We start from the raw sequence: 25,492 nt of genomic DNA on the forward strand, positions 1-25,492 counted from the left end.
TATTGAAAACATAAATCAATATTCTCCCTTCACAAAATACAAAAAATTTCAGTTATAAATTCCAATTTATTAATTTCTATTGTTTATTTCATCAGTATATACCCTACATACTATATCTTCAAGCACATTCACCACAATACCGTTCCCTGAACCCCTATGTTCTATTTTTCCATCATTTTTTCCTCCATTATTTTTTTATATTATATCATCTTTTTAAAATTTACTCTCTTTAACTTCTCTTTTTTTATTCTAAACATACATTCCAAACATTAGATTTAATATAAGAAAGTAAACTCCTATTTTTAATAATTTCTCCATTATTTAGCTCCTATATTGATTTTTCATTTCTTATATTTTCTGGGTAACATATTATTTTCAAAATAATAAAAATTATATTTTCCGAACAAGTTCTCTTTCACATCATAATCTATTATAATATTTCTATTATCTTCATAAAAATCCCTAATTATATAAATTTTTCTTTTTTCTTCATATATCTCTATTCTATCTTTATCGTAATTTATTATATTATATTCTTTTTTTAGAAATTTAATGCTACCAATAAAAATATATATAATTATTATCGAAAGTTTATCAAAAATGAATAACAATAATAATAGCACACAAAAAATCAAAAAAAATAGTATATACGAACTTTCAAATATTGAATATTTTATATGAATTTTATACTTATTAAAATTATTATATACCTCTTTTTTAGGATATCCTATTTTTTCTAATAAAAAATTTAATATTTCATCTATATTTTTCACATCACATATAACAAAACTTTTATCACGATTTTTTCCAATCGAAAATTTATCAAAAAAATAATTACATAAATATCTGAAAAAATTTATTCCCTCATCATAGTTTATGACTATATCATATGAAGATAGATAATTCTTCCTTATTGTCAATTTTTTTATTTCATTATAATTCAATTTCTTCGAATAAAGAATTCCATTAACTTTAATAAATGTTTTAAAAAATTCAATTTTTACTTTATTTTTCCATAGCCAAACTAAATGAAAACGATAAATAGAACAAAATATTATAACACTACTTAGAAATATTATATATCTCAAGATATTTCTTTCGCTATCTACAAACAAGAGAAAAAATATTAAATAAATTAGAAAAGATAGAAATATAACAACATCTTTTCTGTTAAAGTCAAATTTTGAATATTTAATTTTCACATATGACATCTCCTATTATTTTTTTCTTCATTAACTATTGTATTATTGAATGTACTAACATAACTATAAAATAAATTAATGAGATAATTTTTAAAATACTGTATAATCTAAAGATTTTCATTATAGTAATTCAATATTATTCTATATAGAATTTTAAATTCCCCAAAACATTAAAGTTACAATTATTATTATGAAATATAATATCATATTAAATATAAAACCTAAAAAATACATCATAATCTCTTTTTCTTTTTTATTAAAATATAATTTTATAAATAATATTAGATAAAATATAACTATTATAAGTATTGATAAATATAATATTTCTATATAAAACATAAACAAAAAATATATCATATTAGACATAAATTCTTCTGTATTTAATTTTAACTTTGTATTTAATACTAATAATAGTAATATATAATTAAATAATAAAATTCCTGTTATAACTATAGAATATGTATCAGATAGAGAATATGTATCGAAAATAAAATAGATACAGATAGTAAGAAATATATAGAAAGAATTAAATATTCCTCCAAAGAAAAAATTTCTTCTTCTAAACTTAGATACTATAAAAATTCCTGATACTATCACAAAAATCGCTGAAAAAAATCCAGATAATTGCCTATTTAAGAATTCAATATTTGTTTGCATCATTAAAAATATTAAAAACAATAATAACCCTAATATATAAAATTTTTTTTTATTTTGCATATAAAGACCTGCTTTTTTCATTAAAAAATTATCTTTTTTGGTAATTTATTTTTTTAAATCGAGTGTTATCTTATCTTTATTTCCGGCTTCTCTTACTGTTCCTTCCTTATCTTATTATTTATATTTTGTACTTGGTAGTCCATAATCTTTCATTATCATATTTTTACTCCAAAAATCTTCACTAATTTTTATTTTATTTTTATTTCTAATTAACCTGAATTTTTTCTCATCATCATAAATTATTTCAGAAATATAATTTCTTATCATAATTTTTTTATTATGCAATAATAGCGTATTTTCACCATATTCTTTTTCTTTTTGAAAGTCCTCTCTTTTTATTCGTTTTTCTTTTATAATATAATCATATATTTCATCTACATTAATTAAATCAGGTATTATAAAACTTCTATATCCTTTACTTTCAGCAAAAGAATAATTATCTAAAATCAAATTATACATATACAAATAATCTAATTTTAAAGGCGTTAAATTTATTATTAAATCTCCTGTTTTACTATTTACCTTTTTTGGATAACCTTTTCTATATCCTATCATCTTTATATCATCAAAATCTATCTCTTTCTTAAAAAAAGGGCTTTCTAATATTATTTTTCTACTTGTAACAAAAACGTCTGTTTTCATTTTTATCTTTTTTATTATTATTTTTCTATAAATAATATAGAATATGACTAATATTATATACAATATTCTCATAATAATCATAGGAGCTATTAACATTATACACCAAGGAAATAATAAAATTTTCATTCTAAAGGTAAGATTTCTCTGAATACTGCAATCTAATTTTACTTTTAACATTATTTTATCCTTTCATTTACTTTTTTCAAAATTTTTTCTCTATTTCCTTTTATTACTCTAAGCACAATACGAAAAAATATGAATAAATTAAAAATGAAAATCTCTATTTAATTTCTCTTTTTTATTGACATAAGACCAATTATCTTTCAAGACAAAAATTTAAACAAATTATTTGATATATTTTATCAATATTTCTGTCATTTTTTTATCTTTTCCTATTGTTAGACATTCTTCATTTCCTTCATATTCAACACTTAACAAATAATAATCAGGACAATAATTATCATCTGTACAACTAAAATCATTATATAATTTTAAATTTGTTTCTTTATTTTTTTTCTTAAAAGTAATATTCACGACATCTTTACTTTTAATGTTTGCAATTTCTTCTTTTGACATATAACAAACAAATACTGTTTCATAATTTTCACTCATTATGCTTAAAATTTTTTTCCTTTCTTTTAAAGATAACTGTTTGCCATTCATAAAGATTTCATCAGAATTTTCTATTTTTGCTCCTATCTCATTTATTTTTGCTGCATCTTTAAATCCTCCATTTAATAAAACTGTCATAAAAATTGATATAAATGAAACTATCCAAATTACAAAAAAGCTAATCGTTAATATTTTTCCTCTTTTTTGTCTTCTTTCTTGTAAATAATCATTTTTTTCTTTATCTTCTAATATCATAATCAAAATAATCTCCTCCATTCTTTAGAAGGATTAAATGATTTTGATAATTTTTTATTATTTATTTCTATAATATAATCTTTATCAAATTTAATTTCTTCATTATATGATTTTACAATATTAGATAATTGTGTTTTTTTTATTTTAGTTTTTATATTATCTAAAACTATTTTTTTTAATTCCTTGTTTAAATCAAATCCAATCTTCTTCATAAATTTAATACTCTTTCTACTCTATTTCCTGCTTCTATATGATATTCTCTATTTTACTAAGTGAATAAAAACTCCTTCAATTCAAATTATTTCTCAATGTCATTTATTTTTATTTCTAAATAACTTTCAATTTCTTTAGGTAACATTAAAAATGCTTTTTTTCCTAATAATATCCTTTTGTATTCTTCAAGACTACAATTCCAATCTGGCCAATCTTCATCTTCCCAGTTATATTCAAACTCTACTCTATCTTTGTATATTATAGTTGAAAATATATCTGTTCCTGTTTTAAAACACTCAACCTCTTCTTTTTCTACTCTTTCTATTTCTTTTAATTCATAATCTACATCTCTTTCATATTTCATCTCCCATACGGCTCCAACTAAATAACCTGAGTAATTATCATCATATTTTTTAGCATTTATGACTTCACAATGTCCTCCTAACCATAATCTTCCTTGATTTAAATAGTAATAAAATTTTACTTTCATTATTTTTTCTCTCCGTCATATTTTTCTTTAAATTCAAACATCTCCATTATCTTTGTTCCCAGTTCAAGAGCTGACGGTTTCTCATTAAATTCTACTTCATACATATTTCCATTTTCATCTCTAAACTCTGAATATCCTGCTCCGTCCTTCGTACTTAGCCTTAGTTTATATCTATTATTATCTAAACTAAATCCTACAGCATTATACATTTTTGTAAATTTTAAATAAGATGAAGCATTTGAATACATCTTCTCAATTTTTATATCTGAACTGTTTTCTATTTTTTTTTCATCACTTTGTTCTAATGCCCATAATACAAGCTCTCCTATTTTTTCCTCTTCCCCTTTTCCTAAATAGGATACTATTCCATAATCTTTTGTTTGTACTAATCCTATTTTACTTCTTCCACTTGGCAGTATTATTATTCTATAATCTTCTTCTTTTTTTTCTTTATATATTCTGACAAATAAAAACATTTTATTTACCTCATTTTTAACTCCAAATAAATTTCTATCCATTATTATAAATTTGATACTTTCTTCACTCTATTTTCTATTTCTGTATTATACTTTCCTACTTTATTAAGTGAATAAAACTCCCCCAACTCAAATTATTTCTCATTCAAAAATACTTCTCTCGCTAAAAAATCACAAACTCACTTCGTTCAGACAGTGATTTTTCTTTACGCTCTCTTACGTATTTTTTCATTGAAATAATTTAAATGTTGGGCTTGTTTTTTATTCACTTAATAATCAATCAAAAATTTTGAAATTTAATTTTACTCAAACTTGATATAAAAGCTTATTTCTCAATATCATTTATTTTTACTTCAAGATAGCTGTTTATATCTCTCGGCATTTCCAAAAATTTCATCCAACCTAACAAAGCTTTTTTAAATTCTTCTATCGGACAACTCCAGTCCTCATAATCTCCCCACCAACATTTAAAATCTACTCTATCTTTATATATGAAATACTCTAATGTTTCTGCTGCATTATCATAATATTCTTTTTCACCTCTCTCTATTTTTTCTATTTCTCTCATTAGTTCTTCTCCTCCTTCAAAATGTATTTCTATTAGCAATCTTGTTAAATAAACTGAATATCCTATGTTATATTTTTCTCCATTTATAATGCTACAATATCCCCCCATAATTTCTTATCTTTACCTATATGATAATAGTATTTTATTTTCACTTCAACTCACCTCCCTCATAAATCGGATAAGCCAAAGTTCTATTATTCATAAATCCTTCTATCCTTATACCACTCGGAGATGTCCCTTGCTAGATTTTATTTATTGGGTCTATTATTTCAAATTTACTACTATTCCAAGCTCCTTTTACTTCCCATTCTATTTTTTTACTGTCCCATTCTCTTGGAAATGTTGTGTTTTGTGTCTTTTTTTCTACCCATTTATTTAAATCTTGATTATAGATTTCAACTCTCGTTTTTGTTACTCCATTTGCGTCAGCCTTTCCATATGTCTCCAACATATTTATATTTTTTAATAATTTTTTCTTTTTATTTTACTTATTTAAATATTAAGTATATTTATTATAAAAAACACTAACTTCTAAAAAATAATCTATTAATTCTTCATTAGCATATGGAATATCTGATATAAATCTTTCATACATTGGTTTAAATTTAGTTTACTCTTATTTTATTCTATTTCTTTCTTCTGTACGATATTCTCCTATTTTATTAAGTGGATAAAAAATTTTAAAATTTATCTTTACTCAAACTTGATATAAGAGCTTATTTCTCAATGTCATTTATTTTTATTTCTAAATAACTTTCAATTTCTTTAGGTAACATTAAAAATGCTTTTTTTCCTAATAATATCCTTTTGTATTCTTCAAGACTACAATTCCAATCTGGCCAATCTTCATCTTCCCAGTTATATTCAAACTCTACTCTATCTTTGTATATTATAGTTGAAAATATATCTGTTCCTGTTTTAAAACACTCAACCTCTTCTTTTTCTACTCTTTCTATTTCTTTTAATTCATAATCTACATCTCTTTCATATTTCATCTCCCATACGGCTCCAACTAAATAACCTGAGTAATTATCATCATATTTTTTAGCATTTATGACTTCACAATGTCCTCCTAACCATAATCTTCCTTGATTTAAATAGTAATAAAATTTTACTTTCATTATTTTTTCTCTCCGTCATATTTTTCTTTAAATTCAAACATCTCCATTATCTTCGTTCCCAGTTCAAGAGCTGACGGCTTCTCATTAAATTCTATTTCATATTTATTACCCTCTGTATCTTTAAAAACTGAATATCCTACTCCGTCTTTCGTATTTAATCCTAATTTATATTTATCTTCTTCTAAAATAAAATCTACTACATTATACGTTCTTGAAAATTTTGAATAAGATGAAGCATTTGAATATTTTTTTTCAAATTTTATTTCTGAAGCATTTTCTATTTTCATATTATCACTTTGTTCTAATGCCCATAATACAAGCTCTCCTATTTTTTCCTCTTCTCCTCTACCTAAATACGATATTATTCCATAATCTTTTAATTGTCCTATTCCTATCTTACTTCTTCCACTTGGTACTATTATCATTCTATAATCTTTTTCTTTTCTTTCTTTATATATGTCTACAAGTATATACATCTCATTTACCTCATTTTTAACTCCAAATAAATTTCTATCCGTTATTATAAATTTGATACTTTCTTCACTCTATTTTCTATTTCTGTATTATACTTTCCTACTTTATTAAGTGAATAAAACTCCCCCAACTCAAATTATTTCTCATTCAAAAATACTTCTCTCGCTAAAAAATCACAAACTCACTTCGTTCAGACAGTGATTTTTCTTTACGCTCTCTTACGTATTTTTTCATTGAAATAATTTAAATGTTGGGCTTGTTTTTTATTCACTTAATAATCAATCAAAAATTTTGAAATTTAATTTTACTCAAACTTGATATAAAAGCTTATTTCTCAATATCATTTATTTTTACTTCAAGATAGCTGTTTATATCTCTCGGCATTTCCAAAAATTTCATCCAACCTAACAAAGCTTTTTTAAATTCTTCTATCGGACAACTCCAGTCCTCATAATCTCCCCACCAACATTTAAAATCTACTCTATCTTTATATATGAAATACTCTAATGTTTCTGCTGCATTATCATAATATTCTTTTTCACCTCTCTCTATTTTTTCTATTTCTCTCATTAGTTCTTCTCCTCCTTCAAAATGTATTTCTATTAGCAATCTTGTTAAATAAACTGAATATCCTATGTTATATTTTTCTCCATTTATAATGCTACAATATCCCCCCATAATTTCTTATCTTTACCTATATGATAATAGTATTTTATTTTCACTTCAACTCACCTCCCTCATAAATCGGATAAGCCAAAGTTCTATTATTCATAAATCCTTCTATCCTTATACCACTCGGAGATGTCCCTTGCTAGATTTTATTTATTGGGTCTATTATTTCAAATTTACTACTATTCCAAGCTCCTTTTACTTCCCATTCTATTTTTTTACTGTCCCATTCTCTTGGAAATGTTGTGTTTTGTGTCTTTTTTTCTACCCATTTATTTAAATCTTGATTATAGATTTCAACTCTCGTTTTTGTTACTCCATTTGCGTCAGCCTTTCCATATGTCTCTAATATATTTACATTCTTTGAACTTCCACTATGTCCCCCACTTGCTCTCGTTCCACTCTTATTCGTTTCTCCGTCTATTATATGCCTAAAATCAAATTTTGGGTCTTCGCTATTCTTCTGATATACATAAAGCGGATCATTTATTAAGTAATTCCGATTTATTATATCTCCATAATTTCTTATTACTGCCTGCTGACTTTCATAACTTAATAATCCATTCTCCGCTTTTACATTGTAATATCTTTCAGGCGTTACAAATGTCGGACTGTTATACTTCGTTATATATTTTGCTGCCGGACTCGTTATCGCTATCCTATATGGTTCTAATCCCATTGAAGCTACAAAGCTTGCTCCATTTCCTGCCGCATATACCCAATCAGGTAATTTCATCACTTTTAAGCTATCTGCTATCGGATTAGCTGCTTTCGCTATATAATAGCTTCTTTCTTCCCCAGATACCGCACTGTTATTTACCGTCTTCCTGTATTCCTCTATCGCATTGTAACCTATGTCTCTTCTGTTTGTAGCCGCAATATCTATCTTATTCAGTCCTTCTACTAAATCACTTCCCCCAAATACAGTCTCTGCATATCCCATTGTCCCCATAGCAGCTCCCAATATCGAACATCCTCCTAACGATACAAGTGTACATTCTCCCGAAGCTCCTATATATCCTATCCCTTTTATTATTCTATATCCTGATGTTCCTGACTGAATTGCTCCCTCTTTAAATACTGCTGTTCTTATCTCATAATTATTTTTTGCATCATTTTCTGTTATCCCGTATCCTGTTACTATTCCTCCGCCTTTATATTCTACTATTTCTCCATTACTTATCATCTCTTCTATTTTTGATATCGGCGAAAGTACTTTATCTATTACATTTTGGTCTATCCCCTCTCTGCTGTTTTTCTGCATTTCCTTCATATAGTATTCCTGTCTTGCTTTCTCTTCAGGATTTCCGCTCGTCTGTTTTACATATATATTTCCATTCTCATCTTTATACAGTATTTTTATCTCATATTTCTCTAATTCTTTTCTCTTATCTTTCAGCCCTGCTATATATGTGAGATATTCTTTTTTATCTTCCGTTATCTCTTCTAAACTTTCATATCTTTCTGTTAATTTTGTTATCTCTTTTTCTTCCTTATATATCTCTCCTGTCAGTTTTATCAGTTCAGCTGTTTCTTTTTTTGTTAGATTTCCTTTGTCTTTTAATTCTTTTATTCTTCTTTCTGATTTACTGATACTGTTTTTATCACCTTTATTTCTTTCTTTTGCTCTTTCGTACATTCTTGATATTCTGTCATTTTTTCCTGCCTGATTTAAAGCCGTACCTATCTTCTGATACTTAAGGTTCACCACGGTATATCTGTCCCCTGCTCCTCCGCTCAAGTCTTTAAACTGCATATCTTCAAGTATGTATCTGTTCAGTCTTGCCCTGTCCTCATCAGTCAGTCTTGAATATAGCAGGTCTATTATCTTGCCGTCCTTTAAATATCCGTTCCCTTTTATCTCACTTAAAAATTCTTCCATTCCCGACTCTACATATCTTGCCTCATATTCACTGTCCTCTCCAAGTATCTGGTGTGTTATTTCATGCGATACCACCTTGTTGAAGTTTATCGTATTTCCGTCCTTTATCTTCTCCTTGTTTATCCAGATATAGCCGTCTCCCGTTGTCGCTATCCCGTCTGCTTTCAGCTTTCTTAACTGGGCTTCTGTCAAGCCTGATGTGTCTACATCTTCTTCTCCGTAAAATCTTACCTTTATTCCTTTCTTTGTTAAATTTCCGTATTTTGCTTCTATTTCCTTTGCTACTCTTTCTATCTTCTTGTCTTTTCCCTCTACAAAGCCTCTCTGCTCCATTTTTCTCAATGCACTTTCAGCTTCCATATTCTTTACAATCTCTAACTCTCCATTACTGTCCGTCTTTGTCAGTATTTTCTTTATACTTTTTACCGTTCTTCCTGCTCCCTCTATGATGTCCCTTGCTTTTCCTCTCCCTGCTTCCGTCAGCCAGTATTCTGTTCCCAAGTCTACGTTTATTCCTCTTACTTCTTTTCCTTCAAATTCTTTTACCTGATTATTTACGTCCCTGTTTATATCCCCTATATCCTGACTTACCTTTACATTGCTTCCTATTGTGGAAACTACTTCCCTGTTCTTATCTACTTCAGCATAGCTTACTCCTACTTTGTATACTGCTCCACTTCCATTTATTGTATGTCCGTCTGTATAAATTCCTTTCCCTTTTCCGTCTCTTGCCGTATATGTTACATTCGGATATACAGTTACATTTATTCCTATACTCTTACTCTTATTTATGTCCTCTAAATCTTCGTGTTCATATCTTTTCGCATTTAAAGTGAAGCCTCCGTCTATTAGTGAGCCTACCTGTCTTACCTTATCTTTTACTTCCAGTATTCCCGATTCTGCTGAAAACTCCGCCACATTTCTTGTTATCTTCTGTGTTGTATCACTCTTACTGTATCCTGCTCCTACACTTGATATATACGGTCCGTTTACTACCTTTTCTCCGCTTGTATGTTTTCCGAAGCCTATTCCCACATTTACAGAATATCCCCTGTTCTTACCGTTTACACTGTCCTGTACGCTTATTATGTCAAGACTTTTTACACTTCCCTCTATTTCCTTTGTCTTTACATCCACTCCTATTACTTCTACTTCAGGATTATTGTTATATGTTGTTTTCCCTTTCGTTATATCCTCATTATTGGAGTAATATACTGCCTCACTTTCTCCTTTCTGTCTGCTTACTCCTGCTGTTGCTGTAAGGTTTCCGTCCTTAAATACATTGATGTTTCCGTTTGAGTCAAGCATCCCCCCTGTTAAATCACTCCTTAGGGAGTATGCACTCCCTAAAACCCTCTTTCCCCGCTTCTCGCTTACTAAGTTCGGACTTACATTATTCTTTTCTTTTTCCCATTTACTATAGTCCTCACTAAGTAGTTGCTCGAAAATGCGGGGGTTTTTTAGAGTTTCAAAAGTCCTTATTTCTTTTGTCTGACTATTTCCAAAAAGTAGATTTAATATGATAAAGTATATTATTAATATCCTAAATAATTTGTTCACCTTTTATCTCCTGATTAAAACTTAATATGTAAAAATGTAGTATTATAAAAGTATATTTTATTTATTTTTTAAATCTTAATTCAACATATTATCTAATATTATTAAAAATATATTTTGTGTAAAAATTTGAAAAATATCCATTATTCCCATAATTATAGCTTCTTTTTTAATTTTACTATTTTCTAATTTATTCAAATTCTTTATTATCAAACAAAATTTATAAATTCCTAATGGAATAAAAAGTAAAGAAATAATGATAATTATAAATTTATAGATACTATTCTCTCGTTCTATATATAAAACAGGTAATAAAAACCCAGCTATTAAGTAAAATCTAAAAGTATATAAAATGTCCAAAATATATAAAATTATTAAAATTTTCCTTTTTTTTATCTTATAATATCCATAATTTTTTAGACAAATTAAAGTTGTAATAATTAGAATATTTGTGATATATAATATTGGATCTAACATCTTTACTCCTTATCTTAATTTTTTTATTTCTAAATAGATATCTTTAAGAGTCTTACCTTGAATTTTTTCAGTTTATTATTGATGTTATAGTCATAACAAACAATAACACTTCTTTCGGTTATATAGTTCTTTGAATCTACTAAATTTAATTATATCTTATGACAAGTTTTTTAAGAATTTAAACTTAATTTTTTTCTACACCATGGTTTATTATTTCTTTTGTTAATTTCAATTGTTCTTTATTTCTCATTAACTCATCATTCCATGTTTCTAAAATATATACCTTATTGATTTCTAAATCATATACTACATCATGATCCCATTTACATTTATTTATATATCCTAATATCATAGAAAAAACATCATTATTTCCTGATACTCCAAAAGTTATCAACGTATTTTTTTTATTCAAAGAAATTATTTTATCTATCCTGTTACAAGTTTTATATAAAATTTTTTCTTTACTAGTTTTAATATTCCTTTTCACTAATAGATTTTTTCTTGAATATACTATGTTTTCATTATCCAGCTCTATTTTATTGAAGAAAAAATTTTTACTTGTATCGTCTAACTTCTCTTTTTTTAATATATTAGATTTTGTATTGTAGATATATAATATTTTTTCATTTTCACTTATTAGATATAGTTCATTTCTTTCCTTATTATAGCTATATATATTTCCATATTCATTTTTTACTATTCTTTCATTATTTTTAAAACCACCTTGATAATTATAGTTTAAGTAAATATCTTTATTAATAATATATTCAATATTTTCTACATTCTCAACTCTATTTTTTTCTTCAACATATTGATTTTTTTCTCTGTCTATATTGTCAAGTATATACTCTTTCTCATTAAAAGGTTTTAAATTATAGTTTTTATCATAGTAAAATATCTTCAATTTTCTTGACTCATTTCCTACATCAATATTTTTATAAAATAATAGATATAAATTATTATTATCATAATTTAATAAAGTGGAATATCGATTTTTTAATTCTTTATCTTCTTTCTCCTTATTTACTATATTCTTTTTTACTAATTTCCCATTTTCTTTTTTTATAATATACAGTTCTAACTTGCTCTCTGGACTTACGGTTTCTCCTTTAGTAAAAAATTCTTTGTCTATTTTGTCCACATAATCATCATTATTATATACTTTTTTTAATTTCCCACAAGATAAAAACAGCACTAATATTATACTTATCAATTCTTTTTTCATCATTTCTTTACCCCCGAGTCTTTTTTATGTATCAAAAATAAAATAGATACAGATAGTGAGAAATATGGAGTATGATTTTTCATATTATTATGTATAATCTACAAAATAAAATATAAATTAATTCCTATTTCTATAATTATTGATAGAACAAGAAATACTTTTTTCATTAAAAAATTATCTTTTTTCAAATACACCATTATTTTTATTATATAGAAAAGCACAAGTAAGATTAAAAACAATAGCATTTGAAAGGAATTTATATCTCCCATTCCTTTTAAAATATCAGTAAAAATTATCCACATATAAATTAGAATAACTAAAAATAATATAAAAATTATAGATACAATTAAATCTAAATATATCTTTTTATAATTTTTCATTTTTAAATATTGCCATATAATATTTATTATAAAAATTAATATCTTTTCTTTCATTATAACTCCACCCCTAATTTTCTTCCCAATATTTTAATTCTTTCTTTATCTTTTTTGGTGATTTATTTTTTAAATCAAGTGTTATCTTATTTCCATTTCCATTATAATTATAATAAACTAAAGTAGTAGCTCTATTATTAATAGCATAATCTCTCAAATTTGAAGGGAGTATTCCTATGGATAATAATTCTGCTTCTTTACTTGTTCCAACAAACTGTCTCTCCACAAATACTGCACAATTATTCATAAGTAACCCATATCTATTATTTGGTGTCCTTGCCTTCATTTTCTGATACTGCCTTTATTATTTCTATACTTAATTTATTATATCCTTTCTACTAATTTTATAGTTTTTACTGCAAAAATCATATTACAAAAAAATACAAAGAATACTGAAATAATAATAATAAATATACTTAGAATATTAATTCCATAAATGATAGGAATGACTAACATAGCCATAAAACTTGTAAATAAATTTAATAAACTTAATATAAAAGTTTTTTTTATATCTGATTTTAATTCCAAAGAAATTCTATTTTTTTCTGAACAATCTATAATCATTTTTCTACTTTTAAAGAAGAATAATGAAATTACTATTTCTTCTTCTTTTTTTGATGTAAGAAAAGTAAATTCCGAATTATATTTTAAGTGATATTCTTTATCAGCTGCCCAGACTGTAATATAATCATAATGACCTAAAAAATATTTATTCTTTATTACTATTTCTGTCATTTTTTTCTTCTCCTATTATATTCTTTTTCTATATTAGTTCTATTTTCTTTTATATATATATCAAAATTTTTAGCAATATTATCAAATCCATATTTCTTTTTATAATCATTTAAAGCATTTAAATATCTAGAAATATTTTTATTTTTAATACTTTTCCAAAAGGTAACTCCTGTGGAAAAAGTTGCGCTTCCACCAATTCCTGGCGTCGTCAATCCCGCTGCAGCCTCTCCACTAACACCAATACCGACACCTCTATTATTAAAATCTAAATTTCCATTTTTCTTTATAGGAATCATCAAAGTTAATCCTCCCGAACCTCCAACTCCAATTGTTCCTCCAACAGAAGCATTAAAAACAAAATAATTACTTAATAAATCATTTTTACTTTTAGCCAATGGAAAATAAATAGCATCTACCCCACCACTAATAGAAATTCCAGAAACAAATCCAAATCCTCCTGAGATACCAATTCCTAAATCTATTCCATTTCCTGTATTTACAATATAACCACCTATTCCTCCTCCCCCTTGGAAAATTGGACCTACACTAAATTTCGGACCGATATATGCCGCATCATTCTCCCAATCATTTCCAAGCTGTTCTCTTGTATATCTCAATTGTTCCGTTACAAAATTTGCGTCCTTATCTTCAAATTTCTTTCTGTTGTATCTTTCAAACTGCCTTCCATAAAATGTCGATAAGTCTTCCGTATCTTCCATTCCGTTTTCTCTTCTATGATAAAAGTGTCTTCCCTCTTTCGCTATCACTCCTATCGCTTTCGCATAGTCTTCTATATTATCCGCTACTATTATTATCTTTCCACTTCTGTGATACGCTCTCCCTCTTATTGCATTCGCTCCCACTATCTCCTTTATATTCGGGTCTTTTGAGCTTATTATCTGCAAGTCCTCTATCTTTTCTCCTGACGCTCTTTCCGCTATCTCTTTCGCTTTCTCCTTGTCTATTAACGTCGTTTCCAATTCTCCGCTTCGTTCCAGTCTGTCCCTTTCTTCCTCAAAATCTATCCTGTCTTTATAATACAGCACTATATCCTTGTTTTCATTCTCCATTATCCCCTTTATTATTTCCGATACCCTCTCTATTTTGTTTCCTGCCTTTACAAAATCTCCTTTCACTTTTTCTCTTGCATAGTCCGTTCCCCAGTATTCTGTTCCCAAATCTATATTGACTGGGCTTATTTCTTTGTTTCTTATTACTTCTATTCTATTTCCTATATCCCTGTTTACTTCTTTCAGTTTCTCTTCTTTCTCGTCTATTATTGTCTTTACATTACTTCCTATCGTTGCTTTTGCTTTTGCCACATAGTCCTTTTCATTAAAACTTATCCTTGTCCCGTATGCTGTCCCCCCTTTCGCATTTCCTGTCAGCATTCCGTTCTTATAGATTTCCACTACTCCCGGTGTTATTGTTACATTTATTCCTATATTTCTGCTCTTATTTATATCTTCCAAGTCTTCGTGTTCATATTCTTTTGTATTCAGTGTAAATCCTCCGTCTATTACAGAACCTACTTGTCTTGTTTTTCCTTCTACATTCAGTATTCCGCTTTCAGCTGTAAAACTTCCTACTGCATTTGTAGTTCTCTGTGTCAGTTCTCCTTTTGAATATCCTATTCCCATATTTTGAGTATAAAGTCCGTTTGTATTTTCTTTTCTTCCGTTTCTTACTACCGAATGCTCTCCTATTCCTATACCGTAACTTATTGAATATCCCCTGCTCTTACCGTTTACACTGTCCTGTACACTTATTATGTCAAGGCTTTTTACACTTCCCTCTATTTCTTTTGTCTTTACATCTACTCCTATTACTTTTACTTCAGGATTATTGTTATATGTTGTTTTTCCTTTCGTTATATCCTGATTATTGGAGTAGTATACTGCGGTTGTTTCTCCTTTTTCTCTGCTTATACTTGGCGTTATTACTCCACTTGACGGTTTTAGAACATTTTGAACTTGACCTGCCGAATTAAACATATCGTGGCTTACCGATATTCCAAATCCCTTACCGTCCGATGTTTCTTTTATTGTACTTTTCCCTGCTTCCTTTATTATCTTTCCTGTTATGTTGTATACCGTATCTCCCTCATTTATTATGTTCAGTCCTCTTGTATGCAGATTATTTCCGTTATACTCCACTCCTTTTCCTATACGTAGATTACTCCCTACCGATATACTTTCTTCTCTATGATAGTTATTTCTGTTTTTACTGTAATTCAATGACATTCCTGAACTAAGAACATTACCGCCTAATGCTCCTGCTGCATTCATTCCTGCATTGAATGCTCCAAATCCTGCATTTATATAGTCTTCCTTATGTTTCGCTTTCGTAAGTCCTTTCCCTGCTTCCCATATCTGCTGCGCTGCACTTATCGCAGGCACTCCAAAATTAACACCTACTCCCACATAGCTGCTTTCCGTTTCCCTGTCCATTATCCTTTCTGACTGCATATCAAGTATATTTATATCTTTTCCTGTTAATTTTAACTTTCCTCCTATATATCCGTTTACCGGATATATATCCACATTCCCCTCTTCACTCTTTATCTCCACATCTCCTGCTGCTTCCAGTCTGTTCGCTATTATTTCCTTCGTTATTTCACTTATCCTGTCCCTGCTCTTGCCATAACCTACCCCTGCACTTATTCCGCTCCAGCTTACTCCGAAGCTTCCTTTTATGCCGCTTGTCTTATGCTCCTCTTCCCTTATGCTGTTTTCCACTCCCGGCAGTATCTCTACTCCCTGTTTTCCTCTAAGGTATACATTTCCCTGGGTCTGTATATCTGCCCCCTCTACTTTCAATTTCCCCTGTGCGTCATATGTTATCCCTGCTTCTCCATACAGTTGACTTAATTTATACTTCTCCCTTGTATCGCTCACATAGTCGCTTCCGCTTCCGTATCTCACTCCCATAAATCTTTTTGTTGTATGCGAATTAAACACACTGTTCAGTCTGTCCTTTGTACCCTGTACGTATATATTTCCATCCGACAGTCCTATTATTCCCCCTTTTGCATTAAAGTTTACCCCCTGTGCAAATACTCCCTTATTGTCCGCAGGGGCTCCCACTTTCCTGAAGTTCATAAGTATGTTTCCGTCGGATGTCAGATCTACATTATTTGCATACACATTATCTTCTACCCAGTTGTTTGTTGTAGTCTTTTTCTTTACTCTTCCGCTCTTATGTGTTTCACTTCTCTGTTTTAATTCCGTATCCACTGTCGAAAGCATTGTAAGGTATCTTTTTGCATTTAATGCTATATTTTCTTTCCCTTTTACGTTACTGCTTTCAAGGATTATATCCCTTGCTGATTCGAGGATTGTATTTTTACCCTCTCCTATCTCTCCTGATACCGTAGTAGTCTTTGTCCAGCTGTCCCATTTTGTTCCTACCTGAACCGTTTCCACTTTATCTCCCGATATCTTTCCAATTTCTCTTCTTACGGGTCTTGTTACTTCCTTTACTTCCACCTGTCCGTGTTTATCTTCCCTAAGTGCTATGGTTCTGTCAACTATGTCTTTTTCCGTACTCTTTATTACTGTTCCTTCTGACCCTTTTATATTTCCAGCTATATTTTCAGCTTCTTTTGCCTCAACATATACCGTTCCGTTACTTTCTATCTTTCCTACATTTCTTATATTTTCCGTTATCCCGTATACTTCTGTTACTGTTTTGCCTATATGTTTAAAGAATCTTCCTAACCCCACTTCCCTTGTCAGCTCTTTTATTGTTATGCTGCTTTCATTTATTACTTTCCCCTCTTTTGATGTTACCTGTGTCGCTTCTCCTCCCTTTATTTCTCCCCCTATATTTCTTATGCCTTTATTCCCTTCTACAAGTACAATATTTCCGTTTATTTTTCCTGTATTATTTCCTATACTTGCATTTATCCCTTTTCCTGTAAGCTCTATCTGTGTTGTTCCTGTAATACCTATTTGTGATGTGTTTACAAGGTTTCCTCCTTTTATTGCTGTACTGTTTGTCCCTCCTATTATTGACGGATTTAATGCTGTTACATTTCTGTTGTCTACAAGTACTCCGTCTTTTCTTCTGTTTGTTCCTTTTTCATATTCTTCCGTACCGTTTACTACTTTCCCTTTTACGTCTATATATACATCCGTTCCTTTTATTCTTCCTCCGCCTGCAAGTATTACTCTGTCTTTTCCGTCTATATATCTTTCAGTATTATACAGGTTTTTAGCCGTTATCGATACTCCTTTTTCTGCTTTTATTATTACATTTCCGTCTGCTGTTATGTCGGAACCGTTCATATTTATATGGTATGTTCTTTCCGTTTCCTGTTTTGGCTGTTCTTTTCTTTCTCTTCTTTTTCTTAGGAAATTCGTTACGGCTGTTCCTTCCGTTCCTGTCGCTTTCAATGTATCCTTTATTATTACTTCCGTTTCTCCTATATTTTCAAAATGTCCGTTCCTTACTTCTCCGTATACATCTCCTCTTGCGTGCAGTTTTCCCCTGTCATTTCTTATTAATGTTTCAGCTATCAGGGCAAGGTTTCCCTCTGACAGTATCTTTCCTCTGTTGTTTTCTATTATCCCTGCTTCCACATATGTCTCTTCTTTCCCTTTTATTAGTCCTGTTTCCTTATTTAATACTTTTCCGTTCACTTTTATATACAGATTCTTATCACTTAAAAGGTTTCCCTTATTTTCTATATTGTCCGCTTTTAATACAAGGGTTGTTGTACCCTTTATCTCTTTTGCATTGTCAAGGTTTCCTTTTGTTTCTATGCTTAGTATTCTTGATACTATGTTTTCCTTTAATATTACTCCCTGTTCTGCTATTAGCTCCAGTGTGTTCTTTCTTTCCATTTTTTCATTTACTGTTATTTTCTTTGCATTTAATGTCGTCGCATAATCTCCCGCTACTGTCCCCTCATATACGTACTCGTTAGGCGTAATGAGTTCCACTACACCTCTTGATACTATCTTTCCGTCCTTATTTACTGTTCCTCCTGCATTTACTGCTGTTTTTCCTAAACTTGCTATTATTCCTTTTGTATTGTCAAGTCTGTCAGATTTCAGATTTATTCCTGTTGTTTGTTCCTTATTTTCTTCCTTTTTATCCTCTTTACTTTCTTCTTTTACTTTTTCTTCCACTTGCCATTCTTTTGCCTGTTCTTTTGTTATTCCGTCTGACAGTATGTATCCTTTTACGTTTGACGTGTCTTTTACGTTTATATCTATCTTACTGTTACTTCTTATTTCTCCGCTGTTATTGTCAAGTTTATTTCCCGTTACTTCTATCTTTCCGTTACTTCTTATTAATCCTGATAAGTTATTTAATTTTTCTCCTACTATCTTTACGCTTTCTGCTCCCGATATTTCCCCTCTTATATTACTTGTTTCCTTTATTATCCCCTCTATCTTTTCATTTGACAGCAGCTGTCCGTTGTCATTTATCAGTCTGTCTGCATTAAGTCTTTTTATATTCCCTTTTATTATTCCGTTTCTGTTGTCTATTATTTTTCCATTCAAAGTCAAGGCTCCTATGGAGTCTATCTTTCCTTTGCTGTTCCCTTTTATATTTCCCCCTATGCTTATTTCTCTTCCTCTTATTACACCTTGTGTATTGTCTAATGTTCCTGTTATGTTTATTCCTATTTCTTTATTTTTTATATTTTCATTATTCTGCTGTTCCTTGTTTTCTTCTTCTTTTTTGACATCTTCTTTTGTCAGTCCGTCCGATAGTATATATCCTTTTACATTTGATGTGTCTTTTACGTTTATATCTATCTTACTGTTACTTCTTATTTCTCCGCTGTTATTATTAAGTTTATTTCCTGTTACTTCTATCTTTCCGTTACTTCTTATTAATCCTGATAAGTTGTTTAACTTTTCTCCTACTATCTTTACGCTTTCCGCTCCCGATATTTCCCCTCTTATATTACTTGTTTCCTTTATTATTCCCTCTATCTTTTCATTTGACAGCAGCTGTCCGTTGTCATTTATCAGTCTGTCTGCATTAAGTCTTTTTATATTCCCTTTTATTATTCCGTTTCTGTTGTCTATTATTTTTCCATTCAAAGTCAAGGCTCCTATGGAGTCTATCTTTCCTTTGCTGTTCCCTTTTATATTTCCCCCTATGCTTATTTCTCTTCCTCTTATTACACCTTGTGTATTGTCTAATGTTCCTGTTATGTTTATTCCTATTTCTTTATTTTTTATATTTTCATTATTCTGCTGTTCCTTGTTTTCTTCTTCTTTTTTGACATCTTCTTTTGTCAGTCCGTCCGATAGTATATATCCTTTTACATTTGATGTGTCTTTTACGTTTATATCTATCTTACTGTTACTTCTTATTTCTCCGCTGTTATTATTAAGTTTATTTCCTGTTACTTCTATCTTTCCGTTACTTCTTATTAATCCTGATAAGTTGTTTAACTTTTCTCCTACTATCTTTACGCTTTCCGCTCCCGATATTTCCCCTCTTATATTACTTGTTTCCTTTATTATTCCCTCTATCTTTTCATTTGACAGCAGCTGTCCGTTGTCATTTATCAGTCTGTCTGCATTAAGTCTTTTTATATTCCCTTTTATTATTCCGTTTCTGTTGTCTATTATTTTTCCATTCAAAGTCAAGGCTCCTATGGAGTCTATCTTTCCTTTGCTGTTCCCTTTTATATTTCCCCCTATGCTTATTTCTCTTCCTCTTATTACACCTTGTGTATTGTCTAATGTTCCTGTTATGTTTATTCCTATTTCTTTATTTTTTATATTTTCATTATTCTGCTGTTCCTTGTTTTCTTCTTCTTTTTTGACATCTTCTTTTGTCAGTCCGTCCGACAGTATGTATCCCTTTACATTTGATGTGTCTTTTACATTGATGTCTATCTTACTGTTACTTCTTATTTCTCCGCTGTTATTATTAAGTTTATTTCCTGTTACTTCTATCTTTTCCGTTGCAAGTATTTCTCCTGTGTTTCTTGTTTCCTTTGATTTTATTTCCACTCTTCCGTTTGCTTCTATCTTTGATGTTATACTTGTCTTTTCACTTTCTATTTCTATTGCCTTTTCTCCAAGGGCTTTTTCCAGATATCCCGTTACTACTTTTGCGTCTATTTCCGTTTCTTTTGCTTTTACCTGTACTTTCTTCCCTGCTGTTGTTTCCCCTTTCATTCTTACTTTCTTTGTACTCTTATATGTTACCTGCTTTCCTGCATTTACCTTGTTTGTCGTTATATCTCCGTTTGCTGTCAGTGTTATATTGTCTACACTTACCAGATCCCCTTTTGTATTTACTCCTGCCCCTTTATCATTTGAGATTATATCTATCTTTCCTGCGTACATACTTCCTGCTGCTTTTCCGTCTACCGCTATTCCTCTATATGTTTCACCTTTACTTTTTACTTCCTTCGTTCTGTACTCGTATGTCTGTCCCCCTGCTGATACCAGCACTCTTGTTTCTTTTGACGCTTTTATCACTCCTGCTATATCTATCGTCTTTCCTAAAAGCTCAAGGTCTGTTAGGCTTAATGCGTCCACTCCTTTTTCTCCTATCCCTATATGCCCCTGTGATACATCTATGGCTACAAGGTCTCCGTCCTTCATCTGTAAACTTCCTGTTGTCAATGTTACCCTGTCCGTATTTAAAAAGCCTCCACCGTTTACATATATGCCGTTTCTGTTTGCCATTACAAGGTCGGCTCTCTGTCCTGCCACTTCCACTATCCCGTTTATATTTGTTCTGTTCTTCCCTGTTACTTCCGTTATGATGAGGTTTGCAGCCACTCCGTTATCAAGGTTTCTGTTTCTTGCTACAAGTCCTGCTGTCTGTGTATTTACTGCCACATGTTTATTATTGTTTAGTATTAGCCCCTGTTCACTTACCTGTAATTCTTTAAGGGAGTTATAGCTTGTCCCGTTCTTATTCGGTGCCGCTATATCTATCTGGTCTATTCCCGAAGCTGTTTTTGTTACTTTTGTTCCTATACTTGCAGGGTCGGGTATTATTTCGGAAAATATGTTGAAATTAAAAAACAGCAGCATTACAAAAGCTACTGTTTTTCTTAATAGTCTATCCTTAAAATATTCCTTTAAAAGCAAAAAATTTTTATCAGTCATTTTTTTCACTCCCCTTGAATTTTATATTAAAAAGTTGTATTTTATATTAGATACCTAATATTACCATAATTTTCATAAAGTTTCAATAAAATTCTTAATACAAATCTTATTTTTTAAAATTTGATTATTTATATCAAGTTATATTAAGATTTTTTACATACTTATCCAATTATGTTTTTATTTTATAAAAACTGAAAAAGTCGAATTTTCATTCGACTTTTTCATATTTTTTCATATTTTATTGGTGTTCTTTCATATAAATCCAATAAAACTTGACTGACAATTTTTATTATTTTTTCTTCATTAGAAACCCGTTCGATTTTCCCATTTACCATTTTTTTTCTTGACTGCCATGGGAGCAACAACACTTATTACACCCATTACTATGACTATAATTATTATTTGTATCCAATTGGCATATAAATACCCGCTCACCGTAGGTTCTACAAATACTTCACTGAACGAGTAAGACAAACAGTAAAAAAATGAAAATTCAGGATTAATTCTCTTTGCTAAAACAGCTAAATTTATAACTTCTCCTATATATGCTCCCCCCACTGCGAATATTACGGTAAAAAATGTCGAAAATAATGTCATTTCAGGATATTCATAAAAAAATTTACTCCTTTTTTCTCCGAATTTACTGACTCCCATTTCCTCTTCTTCGGGTTTTTCTCTTTTCTCATTTATCCATTTGGGAAGATACATAAATCCAGTCATCGGCAAAACGGTGAAAAGTATAGGAGTAACTATAGGATAATATTCATTTGTCATAGATATTATTACATAAATTATTATTGCCAATTTGGCTCCTAACAGTCCTCCAACCAGTCCCAAAAGTTTATTTTCATCTTTTTTCACTGTAAACTTCAAATCCATTCTTCTACTCCTTATAATTCCTAATTTTTATTCAATGCACTTATTAGCGTACTAAGCAGATTTGGTCTATAGACTGTGAGATTTACAAGAGACAGTATTACTTTTCCGTCCAAACTGAAAACTTTTATATTTCCATAATTTCCGCTTACTTTATAATCATCCCATTTATAGATTTCATTGTCAAAAGATATATATTCTTTTGTTACCGTTATTTTATAGCCATTTTCTATCAATTCAGCCATTTTAGCTAAAGTTCTTCTTTGACCGAAAAATCCCAACACATTCTTTTTAGGATTTTTAAAAGGAAATACTTCCATTCCTCCCCTTTCTATATTTTCCATTACTTCAGAATAGACCGCTTTTACTACATCTTCCTGAAATAAATGAAATGATTTTACTCCATAGCCGTTACCCAGTATCATTTTCCAATCCTGATTTCCTGGTTTATAATTAATACTTGCAAAAGTTCCGGGTGTAAGTCCGGGTGTGAAATAATATTTCAAATCCTTATAATAATTCTTTTCCCCTTTACTACCTACAACAAATCCGTCGTCATAAAAATATATATTGGAATATTTTTTCAAAAGAAAAATTCCCAGTGCTATAAATCCGATTTGAGCTAAAATTAATAAAAATAGTACTAAAATTATTGTCAGAACTCCTGATATACCTTTATTTTCCATAATTTTTCCGATAGAGTTAAATCCGACTGTTATTGTTGCAAATATGAAACACGACCATAGTACTATATTTGACCATGAAACAAATTTTAAATAAAATCTGCTTCCCACAACTTTTTTGGCTTTTCCGTATTTTTCTTCTACTTTACTCATTTTGTTTTCTCCTCTCTTTTTCATAAATTTAAGTTCCTATTTAAATTTTAAATTTAAATCAATTTTTATTCAGTTCTCCTATCAAGGCCAATCATAATTTTATAATAATTACATTATACATAAATAAGGGGCAAAATTCAATCAGATAATTGGAGAATTTATCGTAAAAATTATTTTATTCCTATTGCATTTATTTTATTTTAAAGGTAAAATAATGATATTAAAATTAAATAAGGGAGGAATTTTTATGAATTTATGGATACTTATAGGTATCGTTATTATTGTCGTGGGCTTCAGTCTAAAACTTGATGTCCTTGCCGTTGTTCTTACTGCGGGAATTGCTACGGGGTTAGCTGCAAAAATGGACTTTCTGAAAATTCTCGGAATTATAGGAAAAGCCTTTGTTGATAACAGGCTGATGTCCATTTTTCTAATCAGCTTTCCCGTTATCGCAATGCTTGAGAGATACGGTCTTAGAGAAAGAAGTGCTGAATTAATCGGAAAACTTAAAAATGCCACTGCGGGGAAAATTTTGACTTTTTATATGATTATCCGTTCTATTGCGGGAGCTTTGTCAATCAGAATAGGAGGACACATACAGTTTATCAGACCTCTTATTTTACCTATGGCTGAAGCTGCGGCAAAATCTTCCAAAGAAGATGAACTGACGGAAAAAGAAACCGAAAATCTAAAAAGCCTAAGTGCTTCAGTGGAAAATTACGGTAATTTCTTTTCTCAAAATATATTTATAGGTGCTTCGGGACTTCTTCTAATTCACGGTACTTTGCAAGAGAGCGGATACGACGTTTCCTTAAAAGACCTTGCATTATTCTCATTACCTATAGGAATTATCGCCATAATCTTTACTGCCATCCAAGTATGGCTGTATGATAGAAAAATTTTGACCGCTAAGAAACATTCAAAAGGAGGTAGCAACTAATGGACTTAAAATCATTCTTTAATACCCTATCGGAAATTATTTATATTCTCTGTGGACTTGTGAGCATAAGTACAGCATTCAGAGGACTGAAAAATGAAAAAGCCAAAATCGGAACGTTTTTATTCTGGTTTATTTTAGGTATCATTTTTATACTTGGAAATGCTGTTCCTTACGAAGTTACAGGAGCATTGCTCATAATTTTAGGACTGATTACGGTTACAAATCAGCTTCAAATAGGAAACTTTGCAGTTATTACACACGAATTTAAAATTGCCCAGAGCCAAAAATTTAAAAATAAAATATTTATTCCCGCTCTATTAATAGGAGTTTCAGCTTTTCTTATTCTCCAGTTTAAAATCGGAAAAGTAACTGTCCCTTCGGCAGTTGGGATAGGCGGAGGTGCAATTATTTCACTGATTGTCGCTTCAATTATTTTAAAACCTAAACTTAAAGAAACTAATGATGATACTGCCAGACTTTTAATGCAGGTAGGTGCGTCTGCTCTTCTGCCTCAGCTTCTTGCCGCATTAGGTGCCGTTTTCAAGGAAGCGGGGGTAGGAAATGTAATATCTCAAAGTATCTCGGCAGTAGTACCTTCAGGAAATATTTTTTTAGGTATTGTAATCTATGCTATCGGAATGGCATTATTTACTATGATTATGGGAAATGCTTTCGCAGCTTTTTCAGTAATAACTGCGGGCATAGGTATACCGTTCATTCTGAAACACGGAGGAAATCCTGCCGTTATCGGAGCTTTGGGAATGACCGCCGGTTACTGCGGAACACTTATGACTCCTATGGCTGCAAACTTTAATATAGTGCCTGCTTCCATTCTTGAAATAAAGGACAAAAACGGCATTATCAAAACCCAATTGCCTATGGCACTTGTATTACTTGCCGTTCACATTATACTAATGCTGATATTATTCGGAGTAAAATAATATTTTCTTATTATTGTCTAAATTATTACTATCTGATTATTATTATGTGAA

21 protein-coding genes are annotated in these 25,492 nt (G+C 29.9%); 2 read left to right on the forward strand and 19 right to left on the reverse strand.

Features of this window, described 5'->3' with window-relative positions; genetic code table 11:
* Positions 1 to 1,355 precede the first annotated feature (1,355 nt).
* From ACO5J6_RS08030 to ACO5J6_RS08120, 19 genes are all read right to left on the reverse strand, one after another.
* Positions 1,356 to 1,940: a hypothetical protein gene (locus ACO5J6_RS08030; RefSeq protein ID WP_485643291.1), complete on the reverse strand. Its 585-nt coding sequence runs from the start codon at positions 1,938 to 1,940 to the stop codon at positions 1,356 to 1,358.
* 93 nt (positions 1,941 to 2,033) lie between these two features.
* Complete coding sequence (locus tag ACO5J6_RS08035) at positions 2,034 to 2,561, reverse strand: hypothetical protein (RefSeq protein ID WP_485643292.1); 528 nt, start codon at positions 2,559 to 2,561, stop codon at positions 2,034 to 2,036.
* A gap of 345 nt (positions 2,562 to 2,906) precedes the next feature.
* On the reverse strand, positions 2,907 to 3,428 hold the full coding sequence (locus ACO5J6_RS08040; protein ID WP_485643293.1) for a hypothetical protein: 522 nt from the start codon (positions 3,426 to 3,428) through the stop codon (positions 2,907 to 2,909).
* A gap of 2 nt (positions 3,429 to 3,430) precedes the next feature.
* The gene (locus tag ACO5J6_RS08045; protein WP_485643294.1) at positions 3,431 to 3,640 is read right to left on the reverse strand and encodes a hypothetical protein; all 210 of its coding nucleotides are present in this window, start codon (positions 3,638 to 3,640) and stop codon (positions 3,431 to 3,433) included.
* An 86-nt stretch (positions 3,641 to 3,726) separates the two neighbouring features.
* The gene (locus ACO5J6_RS08050; RefSeq protein WP_485643295.1) at positions 3,727 to 4,131 is read right to left on the reverse strand and encodes a hypothetical protein; all 405 of its coding nucleotides are present in this window, start codon (positions 4,129 to 4,131) and stop codon (positions 3,727 to 3,729) included.
* Complete coding sequence (locus tag ACO5J6_RS08055) at positions 4,131 to 4,607, reverse strand: osmolarity sensor protein EnvZ (protein ID WP_485643296.1); 477 nt, start codon at positions 4,605 to 4,607, stop codon at positions 4,131 to 4,133. Before ACO5J6_RS08055 ends, ACO5J6_RS08050 begins: the two co-directional genes overlap by 1 nt.
* A gap of 325 nt (positions 4,608 to 4,932) precedes the next feature.
* Positions 4,933 to 5,283 (reverse strand): hypothetical protein, encoded by a 351-nt coding sequence (locus ACO5J6_RS08060; RefSeq protein WP_485643297.1) that lies wholly within the window; start codon positions 5,281 to 5,283, stop codon positions 4,933 to 4,935.
* A gap of 133 nt (positions 5,284 to 5,416) precedes the next feature.
* The gene (locus ACO5J6_RS08065) at positions 5,417 to 5,626 is read right to left on the reverse strand and encodes an EndoU domain-containing protein (protein WP_485643298.1); all 210 of its coding nucleotides are present in this window, start codon (positions 5,624 to 5,626) and stop codon (positions 5,417 to 5,419) included.
* A 265-nt stretch (positions 5,627 to 5,891) separates the two neighbouring features.
* Entirely contained in the window at positions 5,892 to 6,296 is a 405-nt protein-coding gene (locus ACO5J6_RS08070) for a hypothetical protein (RefSeq protein ID WP_485643295.1), read from the reverse strand.
* Entirely contained in the window at positions 6,296 to 6,772 is a 477-nt protein-coding gene (locus tag ACO5J6_RS08075; protein ID WP_485643299.1) for an osmolarity sensor protein EnvZ, read from the reverse strand. The genes ACO5J6_RS08070 and ACO5J6_RS08075 overlap by 1 nt, the downstream gene beginning before the upstream one ends.
* Positions 6,773 to 7,097: 325 nt before the next feature.
* On the reverse strand, positions 7,098 to 7,448 hold the full coding sequence (locus tag ACO5J6_RS08080; RefSeq protein WP_485643297.1) for a hypothetical protein: 351 nt from the start codon (positions 7,446 to 7,448) through the stop codon (positions 7,098 to 7,100).
* 133 nt (positions 7,449 to 7,581) lie between these two features.
* Entirely contained in the window at positions 7,582 to 10,881 is a 3,300-nt protein-coding gene (locus ACO5J6_RS08085) for an EndoU domain-containing protein (protein WP_485643300.1), read from the reverse strand.
* Between the two features lie 75 nt (positions 10,882 to 10,956).
* A complete protein-coding gene (locus tag ACO5J6_RS08090) occupies positions 10,957 to 11,355 on the reverse strand; it encodes a hypothetical protein (protein WP_485643301.1) in 399 nt (132 codons plus the stop codon).
* Positions 11,356 to 11,539: 184 nt separating this feature from the next.
* Positions 11,540 to 12,583: a hypothetical protein gene (locus ACO5J6_RS08095; protein WP_485643302.1), complete on the reverse strand. Its 1,044-nt coding sequence runs from the start codon at positions 12,581 to 12,583 to the stop codon at positions 11,540 to 11,542.
* A 444-nt stretch (positions 12,584 to 13,027) separates the two neighbouring features.
* Positions 13,028 to 13,300 carry a hypothetical protein gene (locus tag ACO5J6_RS08100; protein WP_485643303.1) on the reverse strand — a complete coding sequence of 91 codons (273 nt, stop codon included), beginning with the start codon at positions 13,298 to 13,300 and terminating at the stop codon, positions 13,028 to 13,030.
* Between the two features lie 38 nt (positions 13,301 to 13,338).
* Positions 13,339 to 13,749: a hypothetical protein gene (locus ACO5J6_RS08105; protein ID WP_485643304.1), complete on the reverse strand. Its 411-nt coding sequence runs from the start codon at positions 13,747 to 13,749 to the stop codon at positions 13,339 to 13,341.
* Complete coding sequence (locus ACO5J6_RS08110) at positions 13,746 to 21,848, reverse strand: two-partner secretion domain-containing protein (protein ID WP_485643305.1); 8,103 nt, start codon at positions 21,846 to 21,848, stop codon at positions 13,746 to 13,748. The genes ACO5J6_RS08105 and ACO5J6_RS08110 overlap by 4 nt, the downstream gene beginning before the upstream one ends.
* Positions 21,849 to 22,151: 303 nt before the next feature.
* Positions 22,152 to 22,727, reverse strand: coding sequence for a hypothetical protein (locus tag ACO5J6_RS08115; protein ID WP_485643306.1), 576 nt, complete (start codon positions 22,725 to 22,727; stop codon positions 22,152 to 22,154).
* 20 nt (positions 22,728 to 22,747) lie between these two features.
* Positions 22,748 to 23,560, reverse strand: a complete 813-nt coding sequence (locus tag ACO5J6_RS08120; RefSeq protein WP_485643307.1) for a hypothetical protein — start codon at positions 23,558 to 23,560, stop codon at positions 22,748 to 22,750.
* A 247-nt stretch (positions 23,561 to 23,807) separates the two neighbouring features.
* Here ACO5J6_RS08120 and ACO5J6_RS08125 point away from each other — a divergent pair, with 247 nt between their 5' ends.
* Together ACO5J6_RS08125 and ACO5J6_RS08130 are read left to right on the forward strand one after the other, a co-directional pair.
* Positions 23,808 to 24,500 carry a DUF969 domain-containing protein gene (locus tag ACO5J6_RS08125; protein WP_485643308.1) on the forward strand — a complete coding sequence of 231 codons (693 nt, stop codon included), beginning with the start codon at positions 23,808 to 23,810 and terminating at the stop codon, positions 24,498 to 24,500.
* The gene (locus tag ACO5J6_RS08130; protein WP_485643309.1) at positions 24,500 to 25,441 is read left to right on the forward strand and encodes a DUF979 domain-containing protein; all 942 of its coding nucleotides are present in this window, start codon (positions 24,500 to 24,502) and stop codon (positions 25,439 to 25,441) included. The genes ACO5J6_RS08125 and ACO5J6_RS08130 overlap by 1 nt, the downstream gene beginning before the upstream one ends.
* Positions 25,442 to 25,492: the final 51 nt, after the last annotated feature.

The sequence above is a fragment of the Pseudoleptotrichia sp. genome (assembly GCF_057270515.1).